Annotated in this window: 22 protein-coding genes; 15 read left to right on the top strand and 7 right to left on the bottom strand. The window is 51.6% G+C overall.

Annotated features, from left to right (window positions below; all coding sequences use genetic code 11):
- The first annotated feature begins 73 nt into the window (after window positions 1–73).
- Window positions 74–970 (top strand): DUF4198 domain-containing protein, encoded by an 897-nt coding sequence (locus X474_RS23170; protein ID WP_044352356.1) that lies wholly within the window; start codon window positions 74–76, stop codon window positions 968–970.
- Window positions 971–1,077: 107 nt separating this feature from the next.
- On the opposite strand, the gene X474_RS23165 is transcribed toward X474_RS23170, so the two are convergent.
- A complete protein-coding gene (locus X474_RS23165; RefSeq protein ID WP_052515556.1) occupies window positions 1,078–1,893 on the bottom strand; it encodes a mechanosensitive ion channel family protein in 816 nt (271 codons plus the stop codon).
- A gap of 249 nt (window positions 1,894–2,142) precedes the next feature.
- Here X474_RS23165 and X474_RS23160 point away from each other — a divergent pair, with 249 nt between their 5' ends.
- The 13 genes from X474_RS23160 (at window position 2,143) to X474_RS23100 (ending at window position 18,441) form a co-directional block, all read left to right on the top strand.
- A complete protein-coding gene (locus tag X474_RS23160) occupies window positions 2,143–2,568 on the top strand; it encodes a MarR family winged helix-turn-helix transcriptional regulator (RefSeq protein ID WP_197282242.1) in 426 nt (141 codons plus the stop codon).
- Window positions 2,569–2,778: 210 nt separating this feature from the next.
- On the top strand, window positions 2,779–4,068 hold the full coding sequence (locus tag X474_RS23155) for an MFS transporter (protein WP_052515555.1): 1,290 nt from the start codon (window positions 2,779–2,781) through the stop codon (window positions 4,066–4,068).
- A gap of 24 nt (window positions 4,069–4,092) precedes the next feature.
- Window positions 4,093–4,896, top strand: a complete 804-nt coding sequence (locus tag X474_RS23150; protein WP_197282241.1) for an FmdE family protein — start codon at window positions 4,093–4,095, stop codon at window positions 4,894–4,896.
- 41 nt (window positions 4,897–4,937) lie between these two features.
- Window positions 4,938–8,933 carry an acyl-CoA dehydratase activase gene (locus tag X474_RS23145; RefSeq protein WP_044352353.1) on the top strand — a complete coding sequence of 1,332 codons (3,996 nt, stop codon included), beginning with the start codon at window positions 4,938–4,940 and terminating at the stop codon, window positions 8,931–8,933.
- Between the two features lie 22 nt (window positions 8,934–8,955).
- Window positions 8,956–9,633: a class I SAM-dependent methyltransferase gene (locus tag X474_RS23140; protein ID WP_052515554.1), complete on the top strand. Its 678-nt coding sequence runs from the start codon at window positions 8,956–8,958 to the stop codon at window positions 9,631–9,633.
- Between the two features lie 87 nt (window positions 9,634–9,720).
- Complete coding sequence (gene tsaA, locus X474_RS23135; RefSeq protein WP_044352352.1) at window positions 9,721–10,254, top strand: tRNA (N6-threonylcarbamoyladenosine(37)-N6)-methyltransferase TrmO; 534 nt, start codon at window positions 9,721–9,723, stop codon at window positions 10,252–10,254.
- 698 nt (window positions 10,255–10,952) lie between these two features.
- Window positions 10,953–11,423, top strand: a complete 471-nt coding sequence (locus X474_RS23130) for a hypothetical protein (protein WP_156360904.1) — start codon at window positions 10,953–10,955, stop codon at window positions 11,421–11,423.
- Between the two features lie 116 nt (window positions 11,424–11,539).
- Window positions 11,540–13,057, top strand: coding sequence for a sulfatase (locus X474_RS23125; protein WP_044352349.1), 1,518 nt, complete (start codon window positions 11,540–11,542; stop codon window positions 13,055–13,057).
- A gap of 136 nt (window positions 13,058–13,193) precedes the next feature.
- Window positions 13,194–14,213, top strand: a complete 1,020-nt coding sequence (locus X474_RS23120; protein ID WP_052515553.1) for an amino acid ABC transporter substrate-binding protein — start codon at window positions 13,194–13,196, stop codon at window positions 14,211–14,213.
- A gap of 154 nt (window positions 14,214–14,367) precedes the next feature.
- A complete protein-coding gene (locus tag X474_RS23115) occupies window positions 14,368–15,558 on the top strand; it encodes an amino acid ABC transporter permease (protein ID WP_044352346.1) in 1,191 nt (396 codons plus the stop codon).
- Window positions 15,559–15,563: 5 nt separating this feature from the next.
- Window positions 15,564–16,646, top strand: a complete 1,083-nt coding sequence (locus tag X474_RS23110; protein WP_044352344.1) for an amino acid ABC transporter permease — start codon at window positions 15,564–15,566, stop codon at window positions 16,644–16,646.
- A gap of 91 nt (window positions 16,647–16,737) precedes the next feature.
- The gene (locus tag X474_RS23105; RefSeq protein WP_231688373.1) at window positions 16,738–17,454 is read left to right on the top strand and encodes an amino acid ABC transporter ATP-binding protein; all 717 of its coding nucleotides are present in this window, start codon (window positions 16,738–16,740) and stop codon (window positions 17,452–17,454) included.
- A 36-nt stretch (window positions 17,455–17,490) separates the two neighbouring features.
- Window positions 17,491–18,441 carry a PLP-dependent cysteine synthase family protein gene (locus X474_RS23100; protein WP_197282240.1) on the top strand — a complete coding sequence of 317 codons (951 nt, stop codon included), beginning with the start codon at window positions 17,491–17,493 and terminating at the stop codon, window positions 18,439–18,441.
- Between the two features lie 113 nt (window positions 18,442–18,554).
- Here X474_RS23100 and X474_RS23095 read toward each other — a convergent pair whose 3' ends face one another.
- From X474_RS23095 to X474_RS23070, 6 genes are all read right to left on the bottom strand, one after another.
- Window positions 18,555–19,901 (bottom strand): glycosyltransferase family protein, encoded by a 1,347-nt coding sequence (locus tag X474_RS23095; protein ID WP_044352339.1) that lies wholly within the window; start codon window positions 19,899–19,901, stop codon window positions 18,555–18,557.
- A gap of 109 nt (window positions 19,902–20,010) precedes the next feature.
- The gene (locus tag X474_RS23090; protein WP_044352337.1) at window positions 20,011–21,129 is read right to left on the bottom strand and encodes a PHP domain-containing protein; all 1,119 of its coding nucleotides are present in this window, start codon (window positions 21,127–21,129) and stop codon (window positions 20,011–20,013) included.
- Window positions 21,130–21,218: 89 nt separating this feature from the next.
- Entirely contained in the window at window positions 21,219–22,523 is a 1,305-nt protein-coding gene (locus X474_RS23085; RefSeq protein ID WP_044352336.1) for a sulfatase family protein, read from the bottom strand.
- A gap of 176 nt (window positions 22,524–22,699) precedes the next feature.
- Window positions 22,700–23,110: a hypothetical protein gene (locus X474_RS23080; protein WP_044352335.1), complete on the bottom strand. Its 411-nt coding sequence runs from the start codon at window positions 23,108–23,110 to the stop codon at window positions 22,700–22,702.
- Between the two features lie 54 nt (window positions 23,111–23,164).
- Window positions 23,165–23,584, bottom strand: coding sequence for a glycine cleavage system protein H (locus X474_RS23075; protein WP_044352333.1), 420 nt, complete (start codon window positions 23,582–23,584; stop codon window positions 23,165–23,167).
- A 90-nt stretch (window positions 23,585–23,674) separates the two neighbouring features.
- Window positions 23,675–24,958, bottom strand: a complete 1,284-nt coding sequence (locus X474_RS23070; protein ID WP_044352332.1) for a hypothetical protein — start codon at window positions 24,956–24,958, stop codon at window positions 23,675–23,677.
- Between the two features lie 186 nt (window positions 24,959–25,144).
- Between X474_RS23070 and X474_RS23065 the strand changes: the two genes are divergently transcribed.
- On the top strand, window positions 25,145–26,059 hold the full coding sequence (locus tag X474_RS23065) for a LysR family transcriptional regulator (RefSeq protein WP_044352330.1): 915 nt from the start codon (window positions 25,145–25,147) through the stop codon (window positions 26,057–26,059).
- Window positions 26,060–26,592 lie beyond the last annotated feature (533 nt).

The raw sequence follows: 26,592 nt of genomic DNA, 5'->3' as shown, positions 1-26,592 counted from the left end.
ACCTAAAACCGAAAAGACAGGACCTTAGCAGGCCGACATAGATTTATCAGCCTGTTATCCAAAAGGAGAAGCAATGAAAAAATTCCTGGCGTCCCTGGTTTTGGGAGCAGCCGTAATGCTTATGGCCTCCCCGGCTTCAGCTCACAGCTTGTGGGTTAACCTTTTTGAATCATTTTCCCATCATCCCGGGCATATGATGACCTCCCTTGGCTGGGGTCACAGCCTGCCCATGGATGATTTCCTGGCTGCACCCAACGGATCCATTTCAATCAAGGCCTACGACCTGATTGGTCCGGATAGTAAAAAGACCCCTCTGGGGCTGCCGGTTATTAAAAAACCCGTGCTCAAGGATCTTGCTGTGGGCATGAAAATGCAGACCGGCGATCTGGGCCTGCGCAAGCTCGCCCTCACACCCAAAACCAAACCCGGCACCTATCAGGTGGCGGCCCAGTCCAAACCTACTTTTTTCAGTATGTACCTCAATAAAAAAGGCCGGACAGCCTGGGCGCCCAAACCCATGAACGAGATCAAAAACGCTCAAAAGGTGCTTAGGGGCATGCGCTATGAGTCCTTTGCCAAATCCCTGTGCGCCGTTAAGAAATGGACCGATCCCAAACCTGTAGGGCATGCCCTTGAGTTGATGCCCCTCAGAGATGTGAGCAATCTGCGTAAAGGCCAGCTCTTGAAGGTCAAATGCACCCTGTTTGGCAAACCGGTTGCCACCATGCCCTTTAACATGGTTTTCCTTACTGCCGCCAGCAAAGGCTTTAACGGCAAAGACGGCTTCACCCTGGCCTCCACGCTCAATGCAAAAGGTGAAGCCACCTTCCGTCTCCCCACCGCAGGGCAATGGCTGTTGAACATCTACCTTCCCCAGGATGTGGATAGTAATCCCAAACTGAAGGATTTAAAAGGCAAATGCACAACCGTCATGTACGCATCCTCCCTTACCATTAATGTCAATCCCTAATCACACCCAAGAAAAACCCGGCCGTGTGGACCTGCCCGCACGGCCGGGGCTCTTTTAACCAAAATGGAACGGATCCCCCCCCGGTCTGGTAATCTTCACCAAAGAAATTAATTCTGCTGTCCCGTCTTTTCCCTGATCTCCAGGCGGGCCGAAGCCATTTTTATGCCCTCGGCCTTAAAGGCCTTGACAATGGCCTCATTGAAATCCCACCTGGAGCGAAGCACCTTCAGCCTTGGCACCCAAAAACGGGCCTGCATTTTGATGTAATCCGGCTCCAGCTTGGACACAACCACCCTGACCACAGGCTTTTCCAACACCCTTTCATCCGATTTCAGAATTTCGCTTACCACCTGCCGGACCTTTTCCGTGTCCTGGTCGTAATCGATGTACAAACTAAGATCAACCCTGCGGTTGGGGTTGGTGGTGTAGTTGATCACCTGCTCGTTCAGGATGCGGTGGTTCGGCACGATGATCGTTTTGCCGTCAAAAGTTTTGAGCCTGGTGTGCAAAAAGGTGATGGACTGAACCTTGCCCAAATTATCGCCGGTCATGATGGTGTTGCCGGTTACAAAGGGTAGTTGGGGTATGTAGGGCTTTAAAACTATATAAACGGCAACCAGGAAAAGCAGGACCACTAACACCGCCCTGAACATGAGCTGGGTGTCGATGCCCAAGAGGTGAAGCACCATCATTCCCATGAAAAGCAGCACCAGGACGTGTAATCCGCTAACTACAAAAACAGCCCTGCGTTCGGGCAAACCGAGTTTAACTAAAAATGAACTCAAAAGCTGACCCAGCCACTTTGCCAAAAGCAGCATCAGCACCAGCGCCAAAAGCGCCTTTATCACCATGGCGCCATAGGTTTGCCCCACCGCGTTTACGTTGTTCAATTGGGCGCTGAGATCTTGCATCAACTGGCTCATTTACTTGCTCCCCTTAAAAACGGCTCATTTGGCATCAATCATATTATTTATACAGAATAAACCTTTAGAAGAAGCTTTTCCAAAAGCAAAGACGGCCTGACTTTAGATTTTTCCGGCAAAGGCCTTTAATACAGGACAAGGTGACTTATGCATAAAAAAGACGGGAACACCTTGACAAGTTAGTTAAGGCTCCTTACTATTCCCCCCATGGAACAAAAAAAACACAAAATAGAAGATCTCTCATGGAAAATGAACAGAATTCTTAATAAATTTTACAGGTTAGAAACGACCCCCATTCCCCTGGAACAGGGAGTGATTATTTCACACAAGGAACTGCACGTACTCCAGGCCATTGGCGATAACAAAAATTTAAATATCACCGGACTGGCGGAATATTTTGGGGTGACTAAAAGCGCAGCTTCTCAGATGACCAGCAAACTGGTGAAAAAAGGATTGGTAAACAAAGAGCTGTCACCCCAAAGCGCCAAGGAGTATCTGCTTTCCCTTACTCCGAATGGATGGCAGGCCTATGGCCTACACGAAGAGTACCATACTAAAAACACTAGGGAAATCGAAAGACGACTCAAATCTTTTAACGTGGGCCAGATAGAAGACGCGTCTAGGATAATGGATCAAATAGAATCTGTGATTGAAGAGCGCCTGGCCAACGGGTAATTTTTTTAAAAACAAAGTTAAGCAACTTAATCAAACTAAAGACTCACTTAGAACCAAACTGCCTGGGCAGTTGACCAAGCCGGCAACCCCAGGTCCGAGATTGTCACTTACTCGAAAGTGATATTTTTTAGGAATTATTAGTTAAGCACCTTAACTAATTAACCAAGAGCTTTATTCCCAAAAAGGGGATTACTGCTAAGAGGTTGCGCTATGAAAAACGGATTACGGGAGTTTCATTTCCCCTTTTTGCCCCATCTCCGCGCCCACAGGCGGGATGATATTGCGGAGACAACAACCGCCCGGAAATTATATTTATTGTCCGCCCTTTATCTTAGCCAGGCGATTCCCATGGGCTTTATCATGGGGAGTCTGCCGGTGATCATGCGGTCCTCGGGAATGAGCCTTAAGTCAATTGGCTTTTTATTCATGCTGCACCTGCCCTGGGCGCTCAAATTCTTCTACGCCTCTTATGTGGATCGCTGGTATCTGCCCAGGTTGGGGCGTCGCCGCAGTTGGATTCTTCCCTTGCAGTGGTTGGTGGTTGCCCTTTTCCTGGGTTTGTCCCAGACCCCGCCCACGGAAAATTTCGTCTGCATGTTCGGGCTGTTCTTCGCAGCCGCCCTGGCCATGTCCACCAGCGATATTGCAGTGGACGGCTACGCAACAGATATGCTCACCCCCAAAGAGCGTCCCTGGGGCAATACCATCCAGGCCGGTTCCAGGTCGGCGGGCATGGTTATCGGCGGCGGCATCCCCCTTTTGCTCTATGGGCAATTCCAATGGCAAACCATCTGCCTGGCGCTTTCGATTGTCCTGCTCTTTTTGAATCTGCCTATTGTCCTGCACCGGGAAATAGCCCTCCAGGGACAGGACTCAATCTCTAAAGGAGCTCCCCAAAAGGGCATGCTCAAACTTTTAAAAGAGCCTCAAACCAGAAGGATTTTGGCCTTTTTAATTCTGCCGACTGCGTTTTTCTTTTTGAGTTTTCAAATGAGGATGCCCCTTTTAAATGATCTGGGACTGAACACAGGTCAGATGGGCCAGGCCCTTATCTGGTGCGGCTCTCCGGCTGGAATCGCAGGCAGCTTTTTGGGCGGATTTTTGTTCCAGCGCCTCGGTGGCATGCGGCTTTTGGGTTGGGCCACCCTTACCGCTCTGATGCTCTCGTTTTTCACGATCACACTCACGGGCCAATCCAACATAAGTCAGTGGTGCGGGCTGGTTATTCTGGCCGCAGACAACCTGCTTTTGGGAATAGTCCATGTCTGGTCCTTCACGCTGATGATGAAAGCAAGCGCCGGCCCTCAGGCGGGCACCAGCTTTGCCCTGTACAGCAGTGTATTTTTACTGCCCCCGCTTATTTTCGCGCCTTTATTCGGCTCGTTTGGCGACGCCTATGGATTCGGATTCCTTTATTCGCTGCTAACAGCCCTGATCATTTTGGGCTTTGGCCTGGCCAGCTTGATGGCCCGCCGGTCACTACGGGGTTTTTTGAATTAACCAAACCGGAAAAGAGAAATTGAAATGAATACAAACAAAGCAGAAAAAGCCCCCTTTAGTAGGCCGGATCCCATGGGTCAGCGCGCCCCCACATTGGAGGAGCTGAAAATGAACCCCAGAGAGGGATTTCAAAGGGCGCTTAAGCAGCATGACCTGGAAAGCCTCCTGATAAAGGCGGCGGAAATTCATGGTCATTTCTGCCCCGGAATAGCTCTGGGAGTGCTGGCCGCAGCTAACGGCCTAGTAAAGATGGGGCTTGAATCAAAATGCGTGGACGGAGTCATGGAGGATCTTCTGGCCATTGTGGAGATAAACGCCTGCTTTGCAGACGGCATCCAGGCAGTCTCCGGGTGCACCTTTGGCAACAACGGCCTGGTTTTTCGCGACCTTGGACACACGGCAGTGACTTTTGTCAGCCGCGGCTCAAAAACCGGCCTGCGCATACGGGTCAACCCTGAATTCAAGGCCCTGGTGGAAAAATCAGCCCCGCAGTTTTACCCGCTTATGGAAAAAGTCATTGTGCAAAGAAAGGGCACGGATCGGGAACTCAAGGATTTCAAGGCCGAGGGACGAAAGGCGGCCTTTGGCCTTATCAAGGAGGATTGCAACAAAATCTTCGCCTTTGAAACAGTAGAGCCGCGCCTGCCGGATCATGCGCCCATTTCACCTTTGGTGATCTGCCCCAAATGCGGGGAGACCGTCCTGGCAGTGAAAACAAAAACCGGCCCGGACGGAAGCAAAATGTGCCTCACCTGCGCAGGGGAAGAATTCCGGCAAGTCGACGGCAGGGGAATCGTAAAGCAGAAATCAGCTTTTTTAAACAATTAGCTGAAACCATAAACTGAAAAAACAGACCCAGGAGTTTTAAAATGTCCAGCCTTGGAATCGATATAGGTTCTTCATCAGTAAAATTATGTCTTCTTGACGAAACGGGAAAACTTGTTAAGTCCATATACCAGCCCCACAAAGGCAGGGCCTGGCCCACATTTAAAGATTGCCTGCAAGAACTTTTGCCGCTCCTTGACCCGGAGGAAACCGTCTTCGGTGCAGTCACCGGAAGCGGAGCCGCTTTACTTAAAAGAGCAGGTGATCTCCCGACTATCAACAACGTTGAATCCCTGGTGGAAGGCGCCCTTTATCTTGATCAGGAAGTGGGTTCCATAATTGAAATCGGAGGTCAGAGCGCCAAATTCATCACTGACTTCAGTTCAGCCGACCAATCAAGGATCAAGATATCCATCAACTCCAGTTGTTCTGCGGGAACCGGCTCTTTTCTGGAGGAGCAACTTTCCAGGCTGGAGCTCGAGCTGGATGATTACGCCACCCACGCCCTAAAGGCCAAAAGCATCCCCAGAATAGCAGGCAGGTGCAGCGTCTTTGCCAAGACCGATATCACCCACCACCAGCAGCAGGGCGTCAGTGTGGAAGATATCCTTATGGGTTTGGCCCATGCGGTTGTCAAAAACTTCCGCGGCGCGGTGATGAAAAAACTGCCGCGAAAAAAACCCATACTTTTTGCCGGCGGCGTGGCTCAGAACCAGGCAATTGTGGCGGCTCTTTTGGAGATACTGCGGCTTCAGGAAGATGAACTTTTGATTTCACCCCACTCCCACTATCTGGGCGCCCTGGGAGCTGCATCTCTGGCCGGCCGTCAGGAAACACCCCTGGACATTGATGACCTTTTGCAGAGCCTTGACCAGGTAAAGGATCTTGCCCTGTTATCTGAAAAGGCGGAAAACCTGACCTGCCTGGCATCCTTTGGCAAAGTGGAGAATAAAAACAGACACCGGGTTTACGAACCTAGCGGTGGCGAAGGCTTTGGAAAAGTCTTTCTTGGCATTGATGTGGGTTCAACCAGCACAAACCTGGTTTTAACCGACTCAGAAGACCGGGTGCTGTCCTACAAATACCTGCGCACTCTGGGCAGGCCCGCCTCCCAGGTGGCCAAGGGCCTCAAGGAGCTTGAAAAAGAACACGGAGCCGATATCGAAATCGCCGGGGTGGGGGTTACAGGCTCGGGCAGGTATATGATCGCCGAGATGGTCGGAGCGGATGTGATCAAAGATGAAATCACCGCCCAGGCCAAGGCGGCCATGACCATAGACCCGGAAATAGACACCATTTTTGAGATCGGGGGCCAGGATTCCAAGTTCATAAGCCTGACCGATGAAGTAGTTACAGACTTCCAGATGAACAAGGTCTGCGCAGCAGGGACAGGCTCCTTTATTGAAGAACAGGCCAAAAAGTTCAACATCCCTGTGGAAGACCTGGGCGAGATTGCCCTTTTCAGCAACAACCCCACCAACTTAGGTGAGAGGTGCACGGTATTCATGGAGACCAATATAGCCGCCCATCTGGCTCAGGGAGCCAAGTTGGAGGATATATCGGCGGGGCTTTGCTATTCCATTGTCAAAAACTACCTGAACCGGGTGGTGGGCAACAAAAAGATCGGCCGGAAAATATCGTTCCAGGGCGGAGTTGCCTATAACCAGGGTGTGGTCAACGCCTTTAAATCCCTCACCGGCAAGGAGATCTTCATTCCCCGTTTCTTCAGTGTAACAGGGGCCATGGGAGCGGCTATCCTGGCCCGTGAAGCCATGGGACAAGCCAAAAGCAAGTTCAAAGGCTTCAGGGCGGAAAGAACCAATACCGCGGCAGATCAAAACCAGGACCGGGATTCAAAGGCAAAGCAGCTCGACCGCTTTAACGAGCGGGTGAATGATCTCATCTTCCAGGGTTATGACGGGACAACAGATAAGACCAAAAAAACGGTCGGCATTCCCCGGGCCTTGTTCACCTTTGGCATGTACCCCATGTTCAGCACCTTTTTCAAAGAGCTGGGCTTTAATGTCATCATGTCCGAGGCCAGCAACGAAAAGACCATTGCCCTAAGCCAGGAATACTCTTTGGATGAAACCTGCTACCCGGTTAAGCTAATTAACGGACATGTGGCTGAACTTGTTAATAAAAAAGTAGATTATATTTTTTTCCCGGACCTGTACACCGTAGAACACCCGGGCTCCCACACCAGGCAGGACTTTGGCTGCGCCTATATGCAGCTGGCCTTTAAATTGGTGAATCAGGCCATGGAGCTTGATAAGCACGGTATTGAACTGTTGTCCCCCACCTTTGCCTTTAATCTTGGCCCTCAGTTCATGATGCAGAGCCTGGGCAAATTGGGAGAAAAGTTGGGCAAGACCCAACAGGAGACCCAAAAGGCCCTGCAGGCGGGCATGCAAGCCTTCCACGCCTTTGAAAACAGGATGCAGGAACAAGGTAAAAAGGCCCTGGCCAAAGTGGGGCCCGAAGAAAAGGCCTTTGTTCTGATCTCCAAGGTCTATGGAGTAGCCGACCCGGTTTTGAATATGGGCATACCCGGCAAGCTCATGGAGATGGGCTACAAGGTGCTTAACTTCTTTGACCTTCCGGAAACAGACATAGCTTCCGGGCATCCCAATATGTATTGGCCCTTTGGACAGCACATATTGGAGTCGGCCCGTCTGGTGGCAGAGCACCCCAATCTGTATCCCATTTTCCTGACCCACCATTGCTGCGGTCCGGATGCTGTCTTTATCCACTACTTCCGGGAAATCATGCAGGGCAAGCCTTACCTGAACATTGAAGTGGATGAGCATTCCTCTGATGTGGGGGTCATAACCAGGGTGGAGGCCTTTGTAAGCAGCCTGGAAAAAATCAAACCCGTTCCCGCAGCTGAGATTGGCACCTATGTGGAGCAGGCGGTTTGTCCCCAAGCCAATCTAAAGAGCAAACTTAGCGAACTGGAAGGGGAGCCCACTTTGTTCCTCCCCTACTTACCGCCCTATTCGCAAATATTTGCGGCCCTTTTCGAGCAAAACAATATCAAGGCCCAAGTCCTTGACCCCACCAGCCAAAACGCCATAGAGGCAGGGCGGAAACACACTATGACCAGTGAGTATTTCTCCTTTGCCGCGCTTTTGGGCGATGTCTTGCTCCAAGCGGGGAAAAACGGCGACGCCCCCCAAAAACCGGCCTTTTTGATTCCCCAATGCGAGGGGGCCGAGGCGGACGGCCAATACAGCAGGCTGGTGAGGACCATGCTGAACGAACAGGGTAAAAGCCATCTCGACATCCTCTCGCCCTATATGGAAGATGCTTTGTTTTTGCCGGAATCTCAGGTGAATCAGATTATTCTGGGGCTGATAGCCGGAGACCTTATCAACCTGGCGCCAACGGAAAAACAAAACCGGCTGGCCGAATTCACCTTTTCTGAGATAAACAAAGGTACCTTCGGGCCTGAAAGCCTGCTTAAATTAGCCAGCGATATCAGGCTGATCCTGAACGAATTGCCGGGGCACAAGACAATCCTGGCCCTGGGAGACCCTGCCCTGCTCTTTAACGACCGGCTTAATGACTTCAGATTACTGGAGATACTAAGATCAGGGCAAAGGCTGATCAAGTGCCCGATGAGCGAGTACATGTGGTTCTTCTGGCAGGACTTCTGCGACCAAAACTCCTCTAAAGTCACCGACGTTTACCGGCAAAACCTGGAAAACCTCAAGCGGTCCATGCAGCTGGTTGCCCAAGAGCTTGGTGAGTTCTCGCCTTTCTCGGGCGAACTTGAAGAACTGAGAAAAGCGGCGGATCAGACCGTGGGATATTACGCCGGTATAAACGGCCGTTATCGACACGCCAAACATCGGCATTGCCCCAAAGGAGTGCAAGGTGTCATATGCCTGGCTTCCACCTATGAAAACACCAATATCGCCTTGGGTGTGCTGGAAAGAGCCCTGCCCGGACTTAAGCCCACTTTGGAACTGACTTTTGACGGAAACCAGGATGACAATACATTGGCCAAAATAGAATCCTTTATCCACTACCTGTAATTTCCTTTTCCGGGAGCCCAAAGTGGGCTCCCGGAAAAAACCGGATACGGATCTTTTCGGCGCAATGAAAAAGGAAAAAAGAATGTCAACCAACACCAATCAACATAAATGCGGAGAGAGCCCCCACAGGCGGGGCCGGGGCCCCAGCAGCTACTGGATGCATGATCCCCAATTGGTTTTTCAAAAACTCAAACTGAGACCGGGCGACCTGGTGGCGGACCTGGGCTGTGGACCGGGAGATTACAGCCTTGAGGCTGCCAGGGAAGTACAACCGGAGGGGCATGTCTTTGCCTTGGACAGATGGGGAGATGCACTGACCGCCCTGACTGAAAGGGCCCGGGAAAATGGAATCCACAATCTGGAAATCATGGAGGCGAATATTGTCAGCATGTTGCCCCTTGGGGATGGAACCATGGACCTGTGCCTTATAAGCACGGTGCTGCATATCTTCCCTTGGCCAAAGTTCGACTTAAACCTATTTCCGGAAATAGTCCGAGTATTGAAACCAGGAGGCAGGCTGGCAATTATCGAGTGTAAAAAGGAAGAAACAAACTGGGGCCCCCCAATGAACCTCAGGATCTCGCCCGAAGAAATGAATCGCGGACTTAAGCCCTACGGATTTACACAAATCAACTATACTGATTTAGGCAAAACATATATGATTATTTTTGAAAGGCCCGGCAAGGCGATCCCCGGTTAAGCCAGTCCTTTGCCTCTGGTTTCCGGGTAGCCGGAGCCGGCGTACCCCACCCAACTAAGAAGAGAAGATAAAGTGGAGGTTCCCGGTATGACAGAAGCGATCACTCTTAAGCCAGTGGGAAGGGTAAAAAACCAGATCAAAGAGCCTCTCATGTTCAGCCATGAAAACGGGTTGGAACTAAAAGAAGAGCTCTTGGTCTTTTGGGAAAAGGTGGCTGAAATGAAACAGCTCACCTCGGAGATTGTCATCAACCCGGCCAGAACTGATCTATTGAACGGGATAGAGGAATATTCCCATTTGATCGTTTTTTATTGGGGTCATAAGACTCCGGCTGCGGGCCGGGCCCTGAATCAGGTGCACCCCATGGGGGTAAAGGACCTGCCCCTTACCGGCGTGTTCACCACCTACAGCCCGGCCAGGCCCAATCCCCTCTTGATGACCGTGGTAAAACTCGTCAATCGCCGGCAAAACGTGCTCACAGTAATGGGCCTGGACGCTTTGGATCAAAGCCCGGTGCTTGACATCAAACCTTACGTAAAGGAACTCTTCCCCCAGCAAGAGGTTACGGCCCCGGACTGGATGAATAACATTATGGAGCAGGCCGGAAGAAAAACCGCCTGAGCAGCGAAAGCCTCCCGGAACACACCGAGAGGGGATTGTTCAAATACTCTAATGATTTAAAACAATGCGCCGTCTCAGTTGATTCCGAGGCGGCGCGTTCAGCATCCGTAGCCGAATCACCACCCTATAACACCGCACGGCTTAGGTCCTTTCCCGGCTCTATCCTCTTGATTGTCATATCAAAAACGCCTTATCCTTTGCTCTCCCCACACCCCCGGTTTATTTCAGAAGGCTCTTTGCCAAATGTTTTACATTTTAGACTGCTTTCAATTTGTCGACACTTCCGCCCAAATCATCCCACTTCTCAGTACCTGTAAAATTACACAATATTTTTTATTAAAGATAAAAGGTAAGACAAAAATAAATGTTTTACCTTTTACAATTTTCATTCTTTCCGGAAAAATGATTTTCTACTAGGATCAGTTGAAAAATTCACGTTTACATTCCCACCTACTAACTATATTTTAAGGCAAATCCCAATAAGATAAACGTATTACTTTTAGCGTTACAATTTTAAAATTATATTATTTTTATTTTACTTTTACGTGTAAATATTTAAAATTATTTATTTTTTTTAGTATCATTTTTATTAATAACACAATTTACTTTTTAGAATTGACTTGCTGCGTTATATTGTCTATTCATATTTCAGTAAACATTTGTCACGGACGATGCTTTTAGCAAGGGCGTATCCGAAAATGCAGCAAGAAACAATTTTTACAAAACAAATCAATAAAAATAAACTGTTAACTTTCCCTTTATCATCACCAAATTATTTTCACTTCCAGACTTGCTTTACGCCTCCTAAAGACCTTTACTTTACAATGCACTTTAATGATAACAGACCATTAGCAAAAATCAGCAAAACCACAGGCAAGCCTCGATTTTCCTCCCTTTTTTATTTCCAAACAAAACTAAGGCAGCCAAGGCAAAAAACGCAGGGTAAACGGCCTCTCCCCTTAGGCTCTATTTTTGAAAAGCACTTAAAGGAGCTTGTCGCCGGAAAAGATCGAAAAAGAACTCACTTTTCCGAGAACTCGACAATGCACCTGGGAAAGAACAAGAAAATAAGCGTCTTAAAAATCAAAACCCTATTTATTAACCCAATTTCAACCCAACCCCAAAAAGGATCCGGCAAGGCTTTTAAAAAGCCTTTTGAGCCCGGGTAAAGACAAACCCAACATGGTCGGCCGCTTTGGCTGCGGCCTTTCCGTTAAACCGGACAAAGCCATGACTATTTGTCCCTTATTTCACATATGGCTTTTGCCATGCCAAGGAGCTTTTAATGAAGATCGTTCTCATCCTTTCGGATTCTTTCAGATTTGACCACATAGGGGCCTTCGGCCGCCAGCAGGTGGACACACCTGAGCTGGATGCCCTGATGGCTGATTCGGTCTGTTTTGACAAGTGCTACGCCGGCAGCTTCCCGACTGTACCCCAGCGCTTCGACATGCTCACAGGCCGATTGGGTTTCCCCACCCGGGGATGGCAGCCGCTGACTCCCAACGACATCACCGTTTCGGAAATTCTGTTGGACCACGGCTATGTAACCCAACTCATTACAGACACCAACGAAATCCTGCGCCACGAGCAGAATTACAACCGGGGATATATTGGCCATCACCTGGAAAGAGGTCAGGAAAGGGACATCTATTTCACCAAGGCGAATGAGCCTTTGAACCACACCATTCCAATCGAAAAAGCCCGGCACAGTTTCTATTTTGGCGACCACACCCAGGCAGACCTGACAGACTGGGTCTGCAGCCACTGGCGCTGGGAAGAGGACCGCTTCCCTCCCCGCCTGGCCCAGATTGCCAGCAAATGGCTGGAGTTCAACTACAAGGCGGACGATTTCCTCCTGCATCTGGACTTCTTTGATCCCCACGAGCCCTGGAATCCCCCGGATTACTATGTAGAGAAATATCACCCCGGTTATACCGGCACCCCCATGACCATGCCGAACTACGGACCAGCCGACGTCTTTAGCGAAGATGACCTCGATGATATGCGGGCCCGCTACAAAGGTGAGATCGAGCTGGTCTCCAAATGGGTGGGAACCGTGATCCGCAAGATGAAAGATGTGGGAATCTATGACGAAAGCCTCATAATCTTTACCAGCGACCACGGAATCCTATTGGGTGAGCACAACAGGTGCGGCAAGCTCAATATCTCGGAAACAGACACAAGAGGCCCCTGGCCCCTGTATGACGATGTAATCCACGTCCCCATGATCATGAAGCTCCCGGGCCAGGAGGCCAAAGGCACCACCATCAGCGAGATGGTGCAGCCCATCGACATAACCCCCACTATCCTTGACCTGGCCGGAGTGGATACCAAGGCCAAGCTGCCGGGCAAGGCGCCCCTGCCTTTCCGTGAGATCGCCCAGGAGCTCAAAGGTATTATGCTGGGCCGGGATAAAGGCTTGAATCTTCTTGACGGTCAGTCGCTTCTGCCCTTGATCAGGGGAGAAAAGGCCTGGGACAGGGATTATATCTTCAGTTCCCAGCGTCTGGGGCGCTTAAACGCCAACTTCTCCTTCTCCCTCACCCCCGAGGCGGACAGCACCATGTTCTGGATCACCGTCACAGGTAAAAAGCACGTTCTTTTCATCGGTGGGCGGGAAGAAGAAGCGCCGCAGCTCTTTAATCTCGAAAGCGACCCGGGCCAGGAAAAAGACGTCTTCAACGAAAACAAAGAACTGGCCGCTGAGATGGTCTCGGCTTTGACCGATTACCTGGCCGAGAAAAACGGCAGCTCAGAGGACATTGATCTCTTAAAGGCCAAAATAAAGACCTTTGCCTAGAATCGGAATTTAACCAGGGCCCGTGATTTGGCCCTGGTTAAACTGCCCAAAACCAGGAGGAAGAAAGAAAACCAGCAAAAACCGCTCATTTTGAGTGGCCTTCATCAACAACATCTTGTTCTGGAGAGTATCGACCATGAGAGCACTTAAGATTATGACCATCACTGTGGTCCTGACCATGCTCGCCGCCGGAACTGCGCTGGCAGGCAAGACCCTGGATAAAATCAAGGAAAGAGGTTTCATTAATGTTGGCGTCAGTGAAGGCGTGGCCGGCTTTGCCATGCCGGACAAAAAAGGCGTCTGGCGCGGACTGGACATTGACACGGCAAGGGCTATTTCCTGCGCGGTCTTCGGGACCCCGGACAAGCTTAAATTCATGCCTTTGACCTCAACCGCCCGTTTCACCGCTCTGCAATCCGGAGAAGTGGACGTACTCTGCAGAAACGTCACCACCACTCTCAGCCGTGAAACCGCCATGGGCATCAACTTCGGCCATGTGAACTTCTATGACGGCCAGGGCTTCATGGTTCCCAAGGACCTGGGCGTGAAAAGCGCCAAGGATCTGGACGGCGCCTCGATCTGCACCCTGCCCGGCTCCACCACGGAACTTAACGTGGCCGACTATTTCCGCAAAAACGGCATGTCCTTCAAGCCCGTGGTCATCAGGAACCAGGCCGCCCTGCAGGAAGCCTTTTACGGTGGACGTTGTGACTGCGTCACCTCCGACACCTCCCAGTTGGCGGCCATGCGCGTGGTCTCCCCGAATCCCAAAAAATACGTGATCCTGCCTGAGATCATCTCCAAGGAGCCCCTGGCTCCCTGCGTGAGCCACGGCGACGACCAGTGGTACGACATTGTCAACGCCAGCGTGATCGCCCTGATCAATGCCGAGGAACTGGGCATCACCTCCAAGAACGTGGATGAAAAACTCAAAAGCAACGATCCCGTGGTGAAGCGCTTCCTGAAGGTGAGCGAAGGAATCGCCGGCGCCATGGGCGTCAACAGGGACTTTGCCTACAACATCATCAAAAACATGGGCAACTACGGCGAAATCTTCGAGAGGAACGTCGGCAAGAACACCCCCTTGGCCCTTGAAAGGGGCAAAAACGCCCTGTGGACCAAAGGCGGCCTGATGTACGGCTTCCCCTTCAAGTAAAGAGTAATAAGCCTTATTCTGAAGGCAAGCTCAAGTTAAAGCTTACCGGCCGGGTTCTGGCCCAGGCCGGTAAGCTGATAATAATCCAAAAGATATTTAATCAAGTACCTGCGTACAACAGCACCGGCTTTGAAGGCCGATCTAGGCAAGGCACATGGTTCAAAACTCATCCGATACTAATAACACTCCACCTGCGGTGCCTTTTTGGTATGACCCGCAAAAACGCATGCTGGCCTACCAGGCTCTGGCTCTTTTGGCCGTCTTTTTCTGCGGTTACATAATATTCACCAATACCCAGGCCAACATAGCCCGTCAGTCCATTGCCACTGGATTTGGTTTTTTATGGGAGTCCTGCAGTTTTGACATCAGTGAATCCCTGATCAGCTATTCTGCGGCAGACACCTATGCCAAGGCGTTTTTGGTCGGCATCCTAAACACCCTCAAGGTATCGGTGGTCGGTACTTTTCTGGCTTTGGCCCTGGGGTTGTTTGTAGGTATTGCCAGGCTCTCCAGCAACTGGCTGGTGGCCAAACTGGCTGCGCTTTACATAGACGTTATGCAAAACATTCCGACTTTGCTGCAGCTGTTTTTCTGGTATGCCATTTTCTATCAAAGTCTGCCCGGCCCCCGGCAGGCCCTTAATCCCACAGACGGAGTTTTTCTGTGTAACAGGGGCCTTATGTTGCCCTTACCGGAAAGCAACCCCGCCTTTTTCTACATGCTTATCGCCATGCTGCTGGGGCTTTTGACAACTATCCTGGTCCAACGCTGGGCCAAGGCGCGCCAGGACGCAACCGGCAAGCCCTTCCCCGTCTTCAGTGTGGGCAACGCCCTGGTCTGGGGCCTACCGCTTTTGGTCTGGCTGGGCTTTGGCGCTCCCATGACTCTGGACATGCCTCACCTCAAGGGGTTCAACTTCAGAGGCGGCATTACCATCAGCCCTGAATTCATCTCGCTTTTGATCGGCCTGGTCATGTACACCGGGGCCTTCATCGCCGAGGTGGTCCGTGCCGGAATTGAAGCGGTCAACAAGGGTCAAATCGAGGCTGCCAAGGCACTGGGTTTAAAAAAGGGAAAAATCCTGAGGCTTATTGTGATTCCTCAGGCCATGCGGATAATCATTCCACCTCTCACCAGTCAGATGCTTAACCTGACCAAAAACAGTTCCCTGGCTGTGGGCATCGGCTATCCCGACTTTTTCAGCATTACCAACACAGCCATCAACCAGACCGGACAGGCCATTGAGGGAGTAATAATCATCATGCTGGTCTACCTGACCTTCAGCCTCTCCACTTCGGCCTTTATGAACTGGTACAACAAGCGCGCGCAGTTGATTGAAAGGTGAAACAAATGAACCAACCCCTAGCCAAGGAAACAACCGATATCTCGCTTCCGGTGACCAGGGTGGGCGTGGTTGGCTGGATCAGGGAAAACCTGTTCAGCTCCCCGTTTAACTCGGTGCTCACCATATTGGTGCTCCTTTTGCTCTGGCAGACTGTTCCGCCTTTTTTTGAATGGGCCTTTATCAAAAGCAATTGGTTTGCAAGCGCTCAAGACTGCAAGGATTGTGAAGGAGCCTGTTGGTCGGTTGTAACCCAGAACCTGCGTTTTATTTTCTTTGGATTCTACCCCTATGAAGAGCAATGGCGCCCTATGACGGCCATTGGCCTTTTTCTGATTCTTTTGGGTTTCACCTGGCACAAACGATTCTGGAAAAAACCTCTGGCCTATGCCTGGATGGCCGGAGTGCCTGCTATCTGGGCTTTGATGAGCGGCGGCATCTTCGGGCTCATGCCGATTGAGATGGCCCAGTGGGGCGGTCTTCCCCTCACCTTTTTTGTGGCTGCAATTTCCATATTGGGGGCCTATCCCCTGGGCGTGATCCTGGCCCTGGGCAGGCAGTCCAAGATGCCCTTTATAAGGATTGTAAGCGTCATCTATATTGAACTGGTCAGGGGTGTGCCCTTGATCACCTTGCTTTTCATGTCGGCCATGATGTTCCCCCTGTTCTTCCCCGAAGGCGTGACCGTAAACAAGATCCTGAGGGCTCAATTGGCCCTGATCATCTTTTCTTCGGCCTACATCGCCGAGGTGGTGCGCGGTGGAATGCAGGGCATACCCAAGGGACAGTATGAGGCGGCCAAAGCCCTGGGACTCAGCTATTACCAGATGATGCGGCTTATCATCTTGCCCCAGGCCCTTAAGATAGTCATCCCCCCCACAGTCAGCATCCTGATCGTGGCCTTTAAGGACACCTCCCTTTTGGTGATCATAGCGCTTTACGATCTTTTGAAAACCACTGAATCTGTCCTGGCCAACCCGGACTGGATGGCCTACAGCACAGAGGCCTATATCTTCCTGGCCCTGCTTTATTTCGGATGCTGCTATGTAATGGCCGGATTCAGCCGCAAAATTGAGCGTGAACTAGGCTGAAGCCCAACTTCCCCCTGGAGAGGCAAAAAACATGACAAACAACCAGAACACTCAAAACGTGGGAAACCAGAACTCAGGGTCCATCATCCTTATGGAAGGCCTGCACAAGTGGTATGACCAGTTCCACGTTCTCAAGGATATAAACCTGTCCGTAGCGCCCAAGGAGCGCATCGTTATCTGCGGTCCCTCCGGTTCAGGCAAGTCGACCATGATCCGCTGTATCAACCGGCTGGAGGAATACCAGAAGGGCAGACTGGTGGTGGACGGCATTGAACTCACCAACAACCTGAAGAACATTGAAAAGGTCCGTGCCGAGGTGGGCATGGTCTTTCAGCACTTCAACCTCTTCCCTCATCTGACCGTGCTGGAAAACCTCACCCTGGCTCCGATCTGGGTGCGCAAGACCCCGAAAAAAGAAGCCATGGAAGCCGCCATGCACCACCTTAACCAGGTCCACATAGCCGAGCAGGCGAATAAATATCCGGGACAGCTCTCAGGCGGGCAGCAACAGAGGGTGGCCATAGCCAGAAGCCTTTGCATGAAGCCAAGGATCATGCTCTTTGACGAACCCACCAGCGCGTTGGACCCGGAGATGATCAAAGAGGTTCTCGATGTGATGATCGAGTTGGCTCAAGGCGGCATGACCATGCTGGTGGTGACGCATGAGATGGGTTTTGCCCGGAAAGTGGCCGACCGGGTCCTGTTTATGGACGGTGGCCAGATAGTGGAATCCAACACTCCGGAGCTATTCTTTACCAATCCTCAGCACGAAAGATCCCAGTTGTTCCTGGAGCAGATACTGAAGTAACCCTTTTCAGGCGGAAACTGAGGTGGCAAGTTGTTTGTGGCAAAAGATTTCACCGAACTGGTGGGAAGGACCCCCCTGCTTGAACTGAACCGGCTCTTTCCTAAGGCCAAGGGCAGAGTACTGGCCAAAATGGAGTTCTTAAACCCCATGTCCGTAAAGGACAGGGCTGTATTGGGCATGATCCGGGGGGCCATGCAAAAGGGCTTGATAGGGCCGGAGACAGAGGTGGTCGAGGCCACCAGCGGAAACACCGGCATTGCCCTGGCCAGCTTGGGCGCGGTAATGGGTTTCAAGGTGCGGCTTTTCATGAGCGAGCTTTGCAGCCTGGAGCGGCAAAAAATCATCTGCGCCTATGGGGCCAAGGTGGTTATCACCCCTGCGGCGGAGCATACCAAGGGCGCCCGCAAAAGGGCCCTGGCTTATTGTGAAAACCACCCTGATTCCACCTTTTTCCTGAGCCAGCACACCAACCGGAACAACGGCCTTGCCCACCACGGGACAACCGGCCCGGAGATATGGCAGCAGACCAAAGGCCAGATTGGTGCCGTAATCATAGGCCTTGGCACCTGCGGCACCTTGGAGGGGCTCTCCACTTTTTTCAAGGCCATGAATCCGGAAATAAAAATTGTGGGTTTTGAACCGGCAAAAAGCCCGGTCTATTCAGGCGGGAAACAGGGCGAACACCATATAACCGGTATTGGCCCCGGCTTTCAAACCGAAAACTTCAAGCGCTCCCGCCATCTGCTGGACCGAATCGTAACAGTGGATGACGAAGAGGCCTATGAATGGACCAGGCTCATAGCCAAAACGGAAGGTCTTTTGGTCGGCCCCACCTCGGGTTGCGCGGCAGCAGTGGCAAACGGTCTCATCCAAGAGAATCCCCGGGCCACGGGCAAGGTGGTTTGCCTGTTTTATGACACTGGAGAAAGATACTTAAGCACGGAAGGCCTTTTCCTGACCGAAGGAGTTGAAAGGCTGGATTGCTGATAAGACGAAACTGATCAAGGCCGATTCGGTGCCTGCCCCACGCCGGCAAAGTCCTTTTTGGGCTTTGCCGGCATCTTTACAAAAACCCGCGTTCTAATTCCTTTGACAGAGGCTCAACGTCCGGCCAGGGTTCTCAATTCCTGGAATATACCGGGAATCTTATCGCAGGCCCGCTCCCAGGAAGGTGTTTGGGGGACCTCGAACAGCCCGGTTTCGCCCTTGTTGGCAACCTGGTTTATGGCCCGGGCCAGGCCCTGGTCCATGTACTCCCCGAATTCTGGGTGGCTGTTTACGAAAAACAAAAACATCTCGGCCAGACGGGACTGACTGGCCAACTGCTCGCCGGTGGAGACCAAGGCGGGCCTGAATATATGCCGCACCAGCCGTTCCTCTTCATCCCGATCATAATCCAGATTATTGAAAAGGGATTCATGACGGTATTTCTTGATAAGCTGCTCGGCAACTGATTGATAGGTAACCGCCAGATCCCGGAAAAAGGTGGGGGTGATCTCAAGCCCCTCTTCCACCATCAGGCTGTTCATCAAGGTGGTGATAATATCCGTGGACATGTGTTGCAGGGCCCCTTGGGGTTTGGCTCCACTCTCTTCCTGATGCTTATGGTCAAAATGGGCCGGAGAGAACTCCACCTGGCAGATGCCCGAGGCCTTGCGGTAGGCCTCCATCAAGGTATAGATTTCCACGCCCCAGTTGGTGGCCACCCTGGTTTTACGCAGAAAATCCGACCTGAAGGCCGCCTCGCCCGAAAGCTGGTAGCGGAAGGCCAAAAGGAAATCGATTATCCTTAGAAACTTGTCAGCCGAGGAATCGGAAAATTTCCTTTTAAGAGCTATAAGAAGGGGATCGAGAAGAAGCCTTTTCACCCTCCCGTATAATTTATTCTGGTGCAGGCGGGCATAGTAGGCCTTGGCAAAGTCATAATCAAGCACCACCAGGGGAAAGAAAAGCCGATCCACCTGCTCCCTGGCAAAGGTCTTGATGTCGGCATCGACAATCCCCACCACCCTGGCCCCCAAAGCCAGGGCAATGCCAAAGCTCAGAAACATATTGCGGCCCTTGCCCGGTTGGGAAAAATCAAGACCGGCCTGGCTCAGCTTCTGGTAAACCGGCTTCCAGTCAGGGCCGTCATTCCACTGCACCAGGGTGTTTTTCAATCCCGCCTGCTCTACAAGCTCCAAAAGCAGGCGGTATTCGGACTCATCTGCCTTATCAAGGCCGAAAATGATTTCCTCCAGATAGTCGATCTTGGCCAATTCCTGAAGAATATTGGCAAAAACCTTCGCACGGTCCGGAGCTGTAAATTCACTGGCCAAGCAGGGGACAATCAGGACCGGTTTTTTTTCCAAGGCGTTTGCCTTCAACAGTTCCTGCATCTGCCCGGAATCTTGCTGAAGCAGATGCAGGGTGGTCACCATAGTCGAATTCTGGCAGAAATCACTCATTTAATTCTCCTGTTAAAAACAGAGCCCAACGCCAGCGGCCCTATATATAAGAATAGAACCATGGGCAGGCTGTCTGCAATCAACTACCAGGCGGGGAATTAACCTCCGGCTAAGGAGCCTCCTGGGGCAACTCCACCTCAAGCTCAGCCAAAAGTCTTTCCGCCGTATCGATTGTCAGCATGGGGTCGGTAAGGCCGGAGCGGCCGTCTCCGTGATAATCGGTGCCGCATGAGGTGAGAAGGCCGTTTTCCCGGGCAAGGCGCTGGTAGTGATTCATGGCCGCTTGCCGATAAATCGGGTCATATGGATAGGCCGTCTCTATACCGTTGAGCCCGGCCTTGATAAGGGGCAGAGTCACAGCCTGATCATACTCCTCAAGGGATATGCGATGGTTGTCAATGGCTGGATGGGCCAGTATGGTCACGGCGCCAGCCTCATTCAGCATGGACATTCCGGTCAAGGGATCAGGCAGCAGTTTGGGGTCCAGGGCCACCATGGCCAGGCATCCCTGCAGCTCAGCCGCCTTTTGCCGGGCATCGGTCTCTGTCAAACCGTCTTCCATTATCAGTATGCGGGCCAGGCGCTCGGCCCTTTGGCTGCTTTTGCGCAGGACATAAAGGCCGATGCGCTCCTCATAGGAAGGTGCGGTCAGTTGCGGCCAATTTTCAATCAGATCCTGATAAGTGGCCGGAGAGGGCAGCTTGATCAGGTCATTTTGCTTTTTATCCGCTTCAAATAAATCCTGCTTACGCTGGTCCAAACCGGCCAATACCATGGCTTTGGCCTCTTCCAGGGTTCTCCGGTATTCGGCCAAATGATCCAGATTGAGTTCAAAGGCCTTGACAAGGCGTTTTTCCAGATCGTTTTTACCCCGGTTTTGGTTCATCTTTGCGCAGTGATCGCCCAGAACAGACCAGGCCTTGTCTAAAACCCGGGTCAAAAGGGCCGGTTCGGGCAAAGGAAAAAGCCCCACCATATGCACGCTGGCCGCAAGGGATGGCTCATAAAGGCTGAGTTCTATGCCTGCCACAGGTTGAGGTGGATTCAGGCCTTGACGGGCCAGTTGAGCGGCTTGGTCGAAAAAAGGTTCTATACCGGCCAAGGTGTCGTGATCAGTAAGGGCAACAGCCCGCAGATCGGTTTGGTGGGCAGCCTGGTTCATGACAGTGCGGGCGGGGAGACATCCGTCTGACCATTGGCTGTGGGTGTGCAGGTTTACCAGTTTCATGGCTGCTTCCTGCCGCTGAAGTTGAAAAGAGTAAGGGAAGGATCCCTAATTAGCGGGATCCTTCCCATAAAGCCGTTAAGAGGCCTTAATTACCTGATTTCAGAAACAAAGCGGCGCAGTTCAAGCTCAAGCTCTCTGGCTTTTTCAGGATGCTCGGCTATGACGTTCTTGGTCTGTTTGGGATCGGCTTCCAAGTCATAGAGCTCAGACTCTTTGCCCTTGGCCAGATACAGATGGAAGCTCCACTTGTGGTCGCTGATCCTCCAGGACTGCTTGTAGTAGCCCATGTAGGCGTAGTCGCGGATCTTGTCTTTTTCACCGGCCATCAGCGGAATAAGGCTCTCGCCATGGGCCTTGGGCGGTTTTTTGACGCCAAAGGCATCCAACACGGTGGGGAAGATCTCGGTGGTCTCGACCAGGGCCTTGACCTTCTTACCGGCGCCGAGTCCCTTGGGATGACGCACGATCAGGGGGATGCGGGCCAGGGTGTCGTACAGGCCGGGCTGGGCCTTCTTCAGGTAGCCGTGCTCGCCGAAAGGCTCGCCGTGGTCTGTGGTGAAGATCACCATGGTGTCGTCCAAGATGCCCTTTTCTTCCAGTTTGTCCAGGATGTAACCCAGCCACTTGTCGCAAAGGGTGATCTTGCCGGCATACAGGTTTTTGATATTCTCAAGTTCGTCTTCGGTCAGGTATCCTTCCACCGGTCCGGGGATGGGCTGGATGATGTCCTTGCCCTTGTACTCGGGGTCGGTGTACAGGCTGCGGTAGGGCTCGGGCGGATCCCAGGGCTCGTGGGGGTCAAAGCAGTCCAGCCACAACAGGAAGGGACGCTCGTCGCTCTTGCGGCGGTCCAGCCATTCGGCGCCGGAACGCATGACGCGGGCCACAAAGGTGTCTTCTTCACCTTCCCACCAGCTCACGTTCTTCAGGTACTGTTCGATCTGAGCCTTCACGGACCTGTCGTTGCCGTGGCTCTTGTGAACCTGCTCCAGGCGCTCGCTCACGTCCACATCCGGGTCCACGATCCAGGGATCGCCTTCATGGCCCCTGACGTGTTCGGTGTAGTCAAAGCCGCGCTCAAAAGCCATGGAAGGCTTATGCAGATGGTAGACGTCTGTGATCATGGCTGTGTCCACGCCCTTGTTCCACAGAGTCTCGGCCAAAAGCACGTCTTTGGGCTCGATACGCTGCCAACCCCTGAAGGGGAAGGTGTAGCGGCCGGTGAAAAAAGTTGTGCGGGTGGGCACAGTGGGAAGGCCCTCGGAGTAGCAGTACTCAAACATGGTGCCTTCGGAAGCCAGGCGGTCCATATTCGGGGTCTTGATCCAGTCATTGCCATAGGCCCCGACGTAGTCCCAGCGCAGGCTGTCCATGATGATCATAACAACGTTCATTTTGTCATCGCTCCTAACCAGGCTGTTTACAAACAGCCCTAAAGCGGGCCGCTTGCGGTCCGCCTAATTGCGAGGCTGAAAAGCCTTGATTTCCGAGCCAATCGCCTAAAAACTTTTTAGTTTTTCATGACGATCAGCGGCTGACAAAGCCCCGGGGGAGCTCGTCAGCAAGCTGCCTAACGGTTGATGATCGGCAGGTTGTCCAAGATGGACGGGGCCATCTCCATCATGTCGTCCATGAGTTTCTGGTTGAACTCGCGATTGAATTCCTGTTCCGGATCATCAATGGCGTTCAGAATCTTGAGCAGCTGGCCGGTCTGGGTCTCGGTGAAGATCAGACGGTACTCGCCGTCCTCTTCCTCCCACACGAAGCTGTCAAATTCGGGATCGTCGGTGGGGTTTTCGTCGGGACGCACAATATAGTCGATCTGGGTCTTCAGATCGTCCAGCACATCCGGCTCATGATGGCCCACATTGGTCTGGGCCTTGTGAAAGATGCGATAGATTTCCGGCAAATCCTCTTCTTCACAAACAATGGCGAACTTGCGTTCGGTAATGCCGCAGGCTGCGGTTTCGCTGACTTCCATGGGAACCTCTCTTCCAAGGTTAAAAAAATACCATCCAGGAAAAAACGCCGAAAACTACTCGGCGTATTTTTTGACTTCTTCTTTCATCCAGGCGGCGATAGCTTCCTCGCCGTGGATAAGATCTTCCAGTCCGTCAAGGCTCTTGGGACGCAACTTGTACATCCAGCCTTCACCATAACAGTCCTCGTTGATCATGCCAGGGTTGATCTCCAAATCCTCGTTGGGCTCTTCCAGAACGCCGTCCACAGGACTGATGATCTTGCCCAGCCACTTGCCGGACTCCAGCTTGGCAAAAGACTTGCCTTTTTTCACCTTTTTGCCGTCGGGAGGCATCTGCACATAGACGATGTCACCAGCCAGCTGCTGGCCAAACTCATCCATGCCGATCACTAAAAGGTCGCCTTCCTTGCGAACCCAGCAATGGTTTTCATCATAGTAAAGATCTTCAGGAAGCTCGTAACCTTCAAACTTCAATGGAATACCTCCTTGCCCTAAACCGGGCCGGTAAATTATGCAAACCCGGCGGGGCCAGAGGCCCCACCCGGGCTGGTTTTCTAATTCAAGTTATCCGATGAAGTACTCTTCCATGATCCTGGGCATTTCCTTGACCAAAGAAGGACTGTGCTGCTGCTTTTTGGTTGCAACGTATTCCTTGAACACAAGGCGGCCATCGGCATCTTTAGCATAGACGATTACAAATGGAGTCACACCGGCGGCATTGCGCCTGAACTCATCGGCATCTCCACCGCCCATGTCGCCAAAGACCCTCTCATAGAAGGTGAACTGGGGTGAAGAAAGGTTGACCAGCACAAATTGAGCATTCGGATAGGCGCGGGCGGCGTCGCGGAAGTCTTCGATCTCACGGCGACAGCGACGGCAGACCAGAGTCGCGGTCAGCATGACCATGGCTTTTTTGTCAGTAGGCTCGTCAGGCAGGAAATCCTTGAAGTTGTCTTCGCGGCAAAGGAAGAAGTTGCCGTACTGACGACCGATCTTGTAGGCCTCGATCTCCAGGCCGAAACGCTCGTAGATCTTGGTGGCCAAAGTCGCGGCCGCGTCCAGGGCTTCACCGGCCTCGGCCAGGGTGTTCTCGGCGAAAAGCTGAAGCTCTCCGCCAAAATTCACTTCCGGGCCATCCCCCATAGCGGCCCTTCTGATGGCCCTGGGGTCCAGTTCCAGTTCTTCACCAGCGGGATTTTTTACATTGGTGGTGAAACCGGCCTTGATCAGAACCTTGGCGCTCAACTGAGCCAGCTGCAACAGGCTGAAGGAATCGCCGGTGTACATGTTGACACCTTCGGCCTCACCGTTTTTAAGGCCGCCCAAGTGAACTTTATAGCCGCCTTCAACAGGAAAAATCGAAGCGCTGTTGATCTCTTCGTCCACACTGCCAATGAGTCGGAACTCAACACCCTTGAAGTATTCTCCGTTGGCATCTTCGTTGCCGTTTTCATCAGTGCGTACGGCGCCGGCGATGCCGGTAAAGAGAAGTCCGGGGTTGAACTGGCTGTAAAGAGTGAGGTCCGAACGCCTCTGGCTCTCCACGGCTTCGGCCCTGAGCTTCTTATAGTATTCCCGGGCCTGTTCCATGAGCTCCCGGTTGGTCTGGTCACAAGGCTTCAGCGCCTGCCACTCGGGATCGTCGTACTTGCCGCCCTTGTCCCAGAAAAGCATCTTTTCCAGGTCTTCATCACTTCCGATCCAGGAAAGGATCTCGTCCATGTATTCGGAGGTGACGTTCTTTTTAAGTGAGTTTGTTTCAGGACCGGTCAGGCGAGTCATGATGTCCTGGTCCTGGGGTGATAGCTTTTCGTTTAAGGCTTGGATTAAGTCGGTGGCTTCTGTCATATCTTTCCATCCTGTTGCTATGGCCTCCGACTGCTCCATATGCCAGGGGCCAAGGGCTTAAGAGATCTTACTTATTATTAAGAGACCCTACCCAGTAGTTGTGGTATATTCAAATTCATAATCTTGTTTTCACAATCTATATTTTCGATAGACATTTAAATACAAATAAACTCCAAGGAGTTTGGCATGATTCCCGAATTGAGCGGCGACTTTTTGCAATGGTTGCGGGGCTTTTACTACACGGCGGAGAAGGGTACGGTTTCAGCCGCGGCAGCGCATATGGGCAGACGTCAATCTTCCATAACCCACCAGATAAAAAACCTGGAGCAGGAACTGGGGGCCCAGCTTTTTGACCGGTCCCATGGCCGCATGATCCTTACCGAAGAAGGCACAGCCCTTTTGGCCAAGGCAGTGACGATATTTGAAACCATCAAAGAGATGCGTGATCTTTTGCATCCCCAGCTCGGTGAACTGCATGGTGAAATTTCCCTGGTCACCACCCACGCCGTGTTGCTTTACTACCTGCCGCCTCATATTGCCGAATTTCAAAGCTTGAGCCCGGGAGTAACCTTCCGGCTCACTGGCGGCGGCTTGGACAAAATCTTGGAAAACCTGCATACCGGCCAGGCGGACTTCAGTATTGCCAGCCTGGAGAACATACCGGAAAGCCTTAATTTTAAACCTCTTTTTCACACCAAGCCCATACTTATCCAGGCTAGAGGCAGTAAATGGAGTCTGAGTGAACCCATAACCCTGGACCAAGTCGCAAGGCTCCCTTTTATTTCTTTTCCCGACTCCAGCACCATTGCTCAGGCAATTAAAAAACGCTTTTCCGAAGAGGGGCTCAGTTTGAATATAGTTCAGGAACTGGACAACTTTGAATTGGTCAAGCGATTTGTTGAGCTGGATCTGGGCCTTGCCATTTTGGATGAATATGCCTTGGAAGATAAAGACAAGGAGAAAATCCGCATACATTCTTTGGACGCCTATGTCAAAGAGCGCACCTATGGCATAATCACCAGGAAAAAAAGCTATATGCCGCCAGCCTCTCATGCCTTCATCCGAAAACTTCTGAAAAAGGACTCACCAACCGTGGGTTGATCAAGGCATTATGTGCGTTGCTTAGCTTCAAAAACCGTACCCAAACTATCCGCGACAGGGTCTGATTTTGCTGAAGAATGAGCAGGCGAAGATCAAGCGGAAAACGATTTGGCTGTGAATAGGAACCCAAAGGTTTTTTACGCATCGGCGGGATGAATGCGGGCCGGATTGGCAGTCTCAGCTGAGCATGCCGTATATCTTGGTTTTAAAGTCGCAAAAAAGCACCCCTCGGCCTATTAGACAGGGGATTTAGGCAAGCTTGCCTAAAGGGTAAAAGGCAAATGGAATCTTGTCAAATTTATAAAAGCATTATCGCGAAGAAAGACGGGAAAATACGGAAAAACAATCGGATCAGAAATAAATTATTTCGTACCGTTTAAAAATATTTTATAAGCAAGACTAATATTCACACATCTTCAAAACTTAAAATGGTAAAATTACTTCTACAATATGCCTGTATTATCCAGTTGTTTCAGTTAATACAATTCTCCCTTACAGGATTTGGGGGAATAAGAGAAAAATCTTATACCACA

Origin of the sequence: Dethiosulfatarculus sandiegensis (genome assembly GCF_000931935.2) — a bacterium.
In the GTDB taxonomy this organism is placed as follows: domain Bacteria; phylum Desulfobacterota; class Desulfarculia; order Desulfarculales; family Desulfarculaceae; genus Dethiosulfatarculus; species Dethiosulfatarculus sandiegensis.
This window is presented reverse-complemented; position numbering and strand designations above follow the sequence as displayed.

Coding starts and splice junctions, on each gene's coding strand:
- X474_RS23155 (WP_052515555.1), top strand. CDS start 2,779: ATGAAAAACGGATTACGGGAGTTTCATTTCCCCTTTTTGCCCCATCTC.
- X474_RS23150 (WP_197282241.1), top strand. CDS start 4,093: ATGAATACAAACAAAGCAGAAAAAGCCCCCTTTAGTAGGCCGGATCCC.
- X474_RS23170 (WP_044352356.1), top strand. CDS start 74: ATGAAAAAATTCCTGGCGTCCCTGGTTTTGGGAGCAGCCGTAATGCTT.
- tsaA (WP_044352352.1), top strand. CDS start 9,721: ATGACAGAAGCGATCACTCTTAAGCCAGTGGGAAGGGTAAAAAACCAG.
- X474_RS23070 (WP_044352332.1), bottom strand. CDS start 24,958: ATGACAGAAGCCACCGACTTAATCCAAGCCTTAAACGAAAAGCTATCA.
- X474_RS23065 (WP_044352330.1), top strand. CDS start 25,145: ATGATTCCCGAATTGAGCGGCGACTTTTTGCAATGGTTGCGGGGCTTT.
- X474_RS23125 (WP_044352349.1), top strand. CDS start 11,540: ATGAAGATCGTTCTCATCCTTTCGGATTCTTTCAGATTTGACCACATA.
- X474_RS23090 (WP_044352337.1), bottom strand. CDS start 21,129: ATGAAACTGGTAAACCTGCACACCCACAGCCAATGGTCAGACGGATGT.
- X474_RS23105 (WP_231688373.1), top strand. CDS start 16,738: ATGGAAGGCCTGCACAAGTGGTATGACCAGTTCCACGTTCTCAAGGAT.
- X474_RS23115 (WP_044352346.1), top strand. CDS start 14,368: ATGGTTCAAAACTCATCCGATACTAATAACACTCCACCTGCGGTGCCT.
- X474_RS23130 (WP_156360904.1), top strand. CDS start 10,953: ATGCAGCAAGAAACAATTTTTACAAAACAAATCAATAAAAATAAACTG.
- X474_RS23095 (WP_044352339.1), bottom strand. CDS start 19,901: ATGAGTGATTTCTGCCAGAATTCGACTATGGTGACCACCCTGCATCTG.
- X474_RS23120 (WP_052515553.1), top strand. CDS start 13,194: ATGAGAGCACTTAAGATTATGACCATCACTGTGGTCCTGACCATGCTC.
- X474_RS23080 (WP_044352335.1), bottom strand. CDS start 23,110: ATGGAAGTCAGCGAAACCGCAGCCTGCGGCATTACCGAACGCAAGTTC.
- X474_RS23145 (WP_044352353.1), top strand. CDS start 4,938: ATGTCCAGCCTTGGAATCGATATAGGTTCTTCATCAGTAAAATTATGT.
- X474_RS23165 (WP_052515556.1), bottom strand. CDS start 1,893: ATGAGCCAGTTGATGCAAGATCTCAGCGCCCAATTGAACAACGTAAAC.
- X474_RS23085 (WP_044352336.1), bottom strand. CDS start 22,523: ATGAACGTTGTTATGATCATCATGGACAGCCTGCGCTGGGACTACGTC.
- X474_RS23110 (WP_044352344.1), top strand. CDS start 15,564: ATGAACCAACCCCTAGCCAAGGAAACAACCGATATCTCGCTTCCGGTG.
- X474_RS23160 (WP_197282242.1), top strand. CDS start 2,143: ATGAACAGAATTCTTAATAAATTTTACAGGTTAGAAACGACCCCCATT.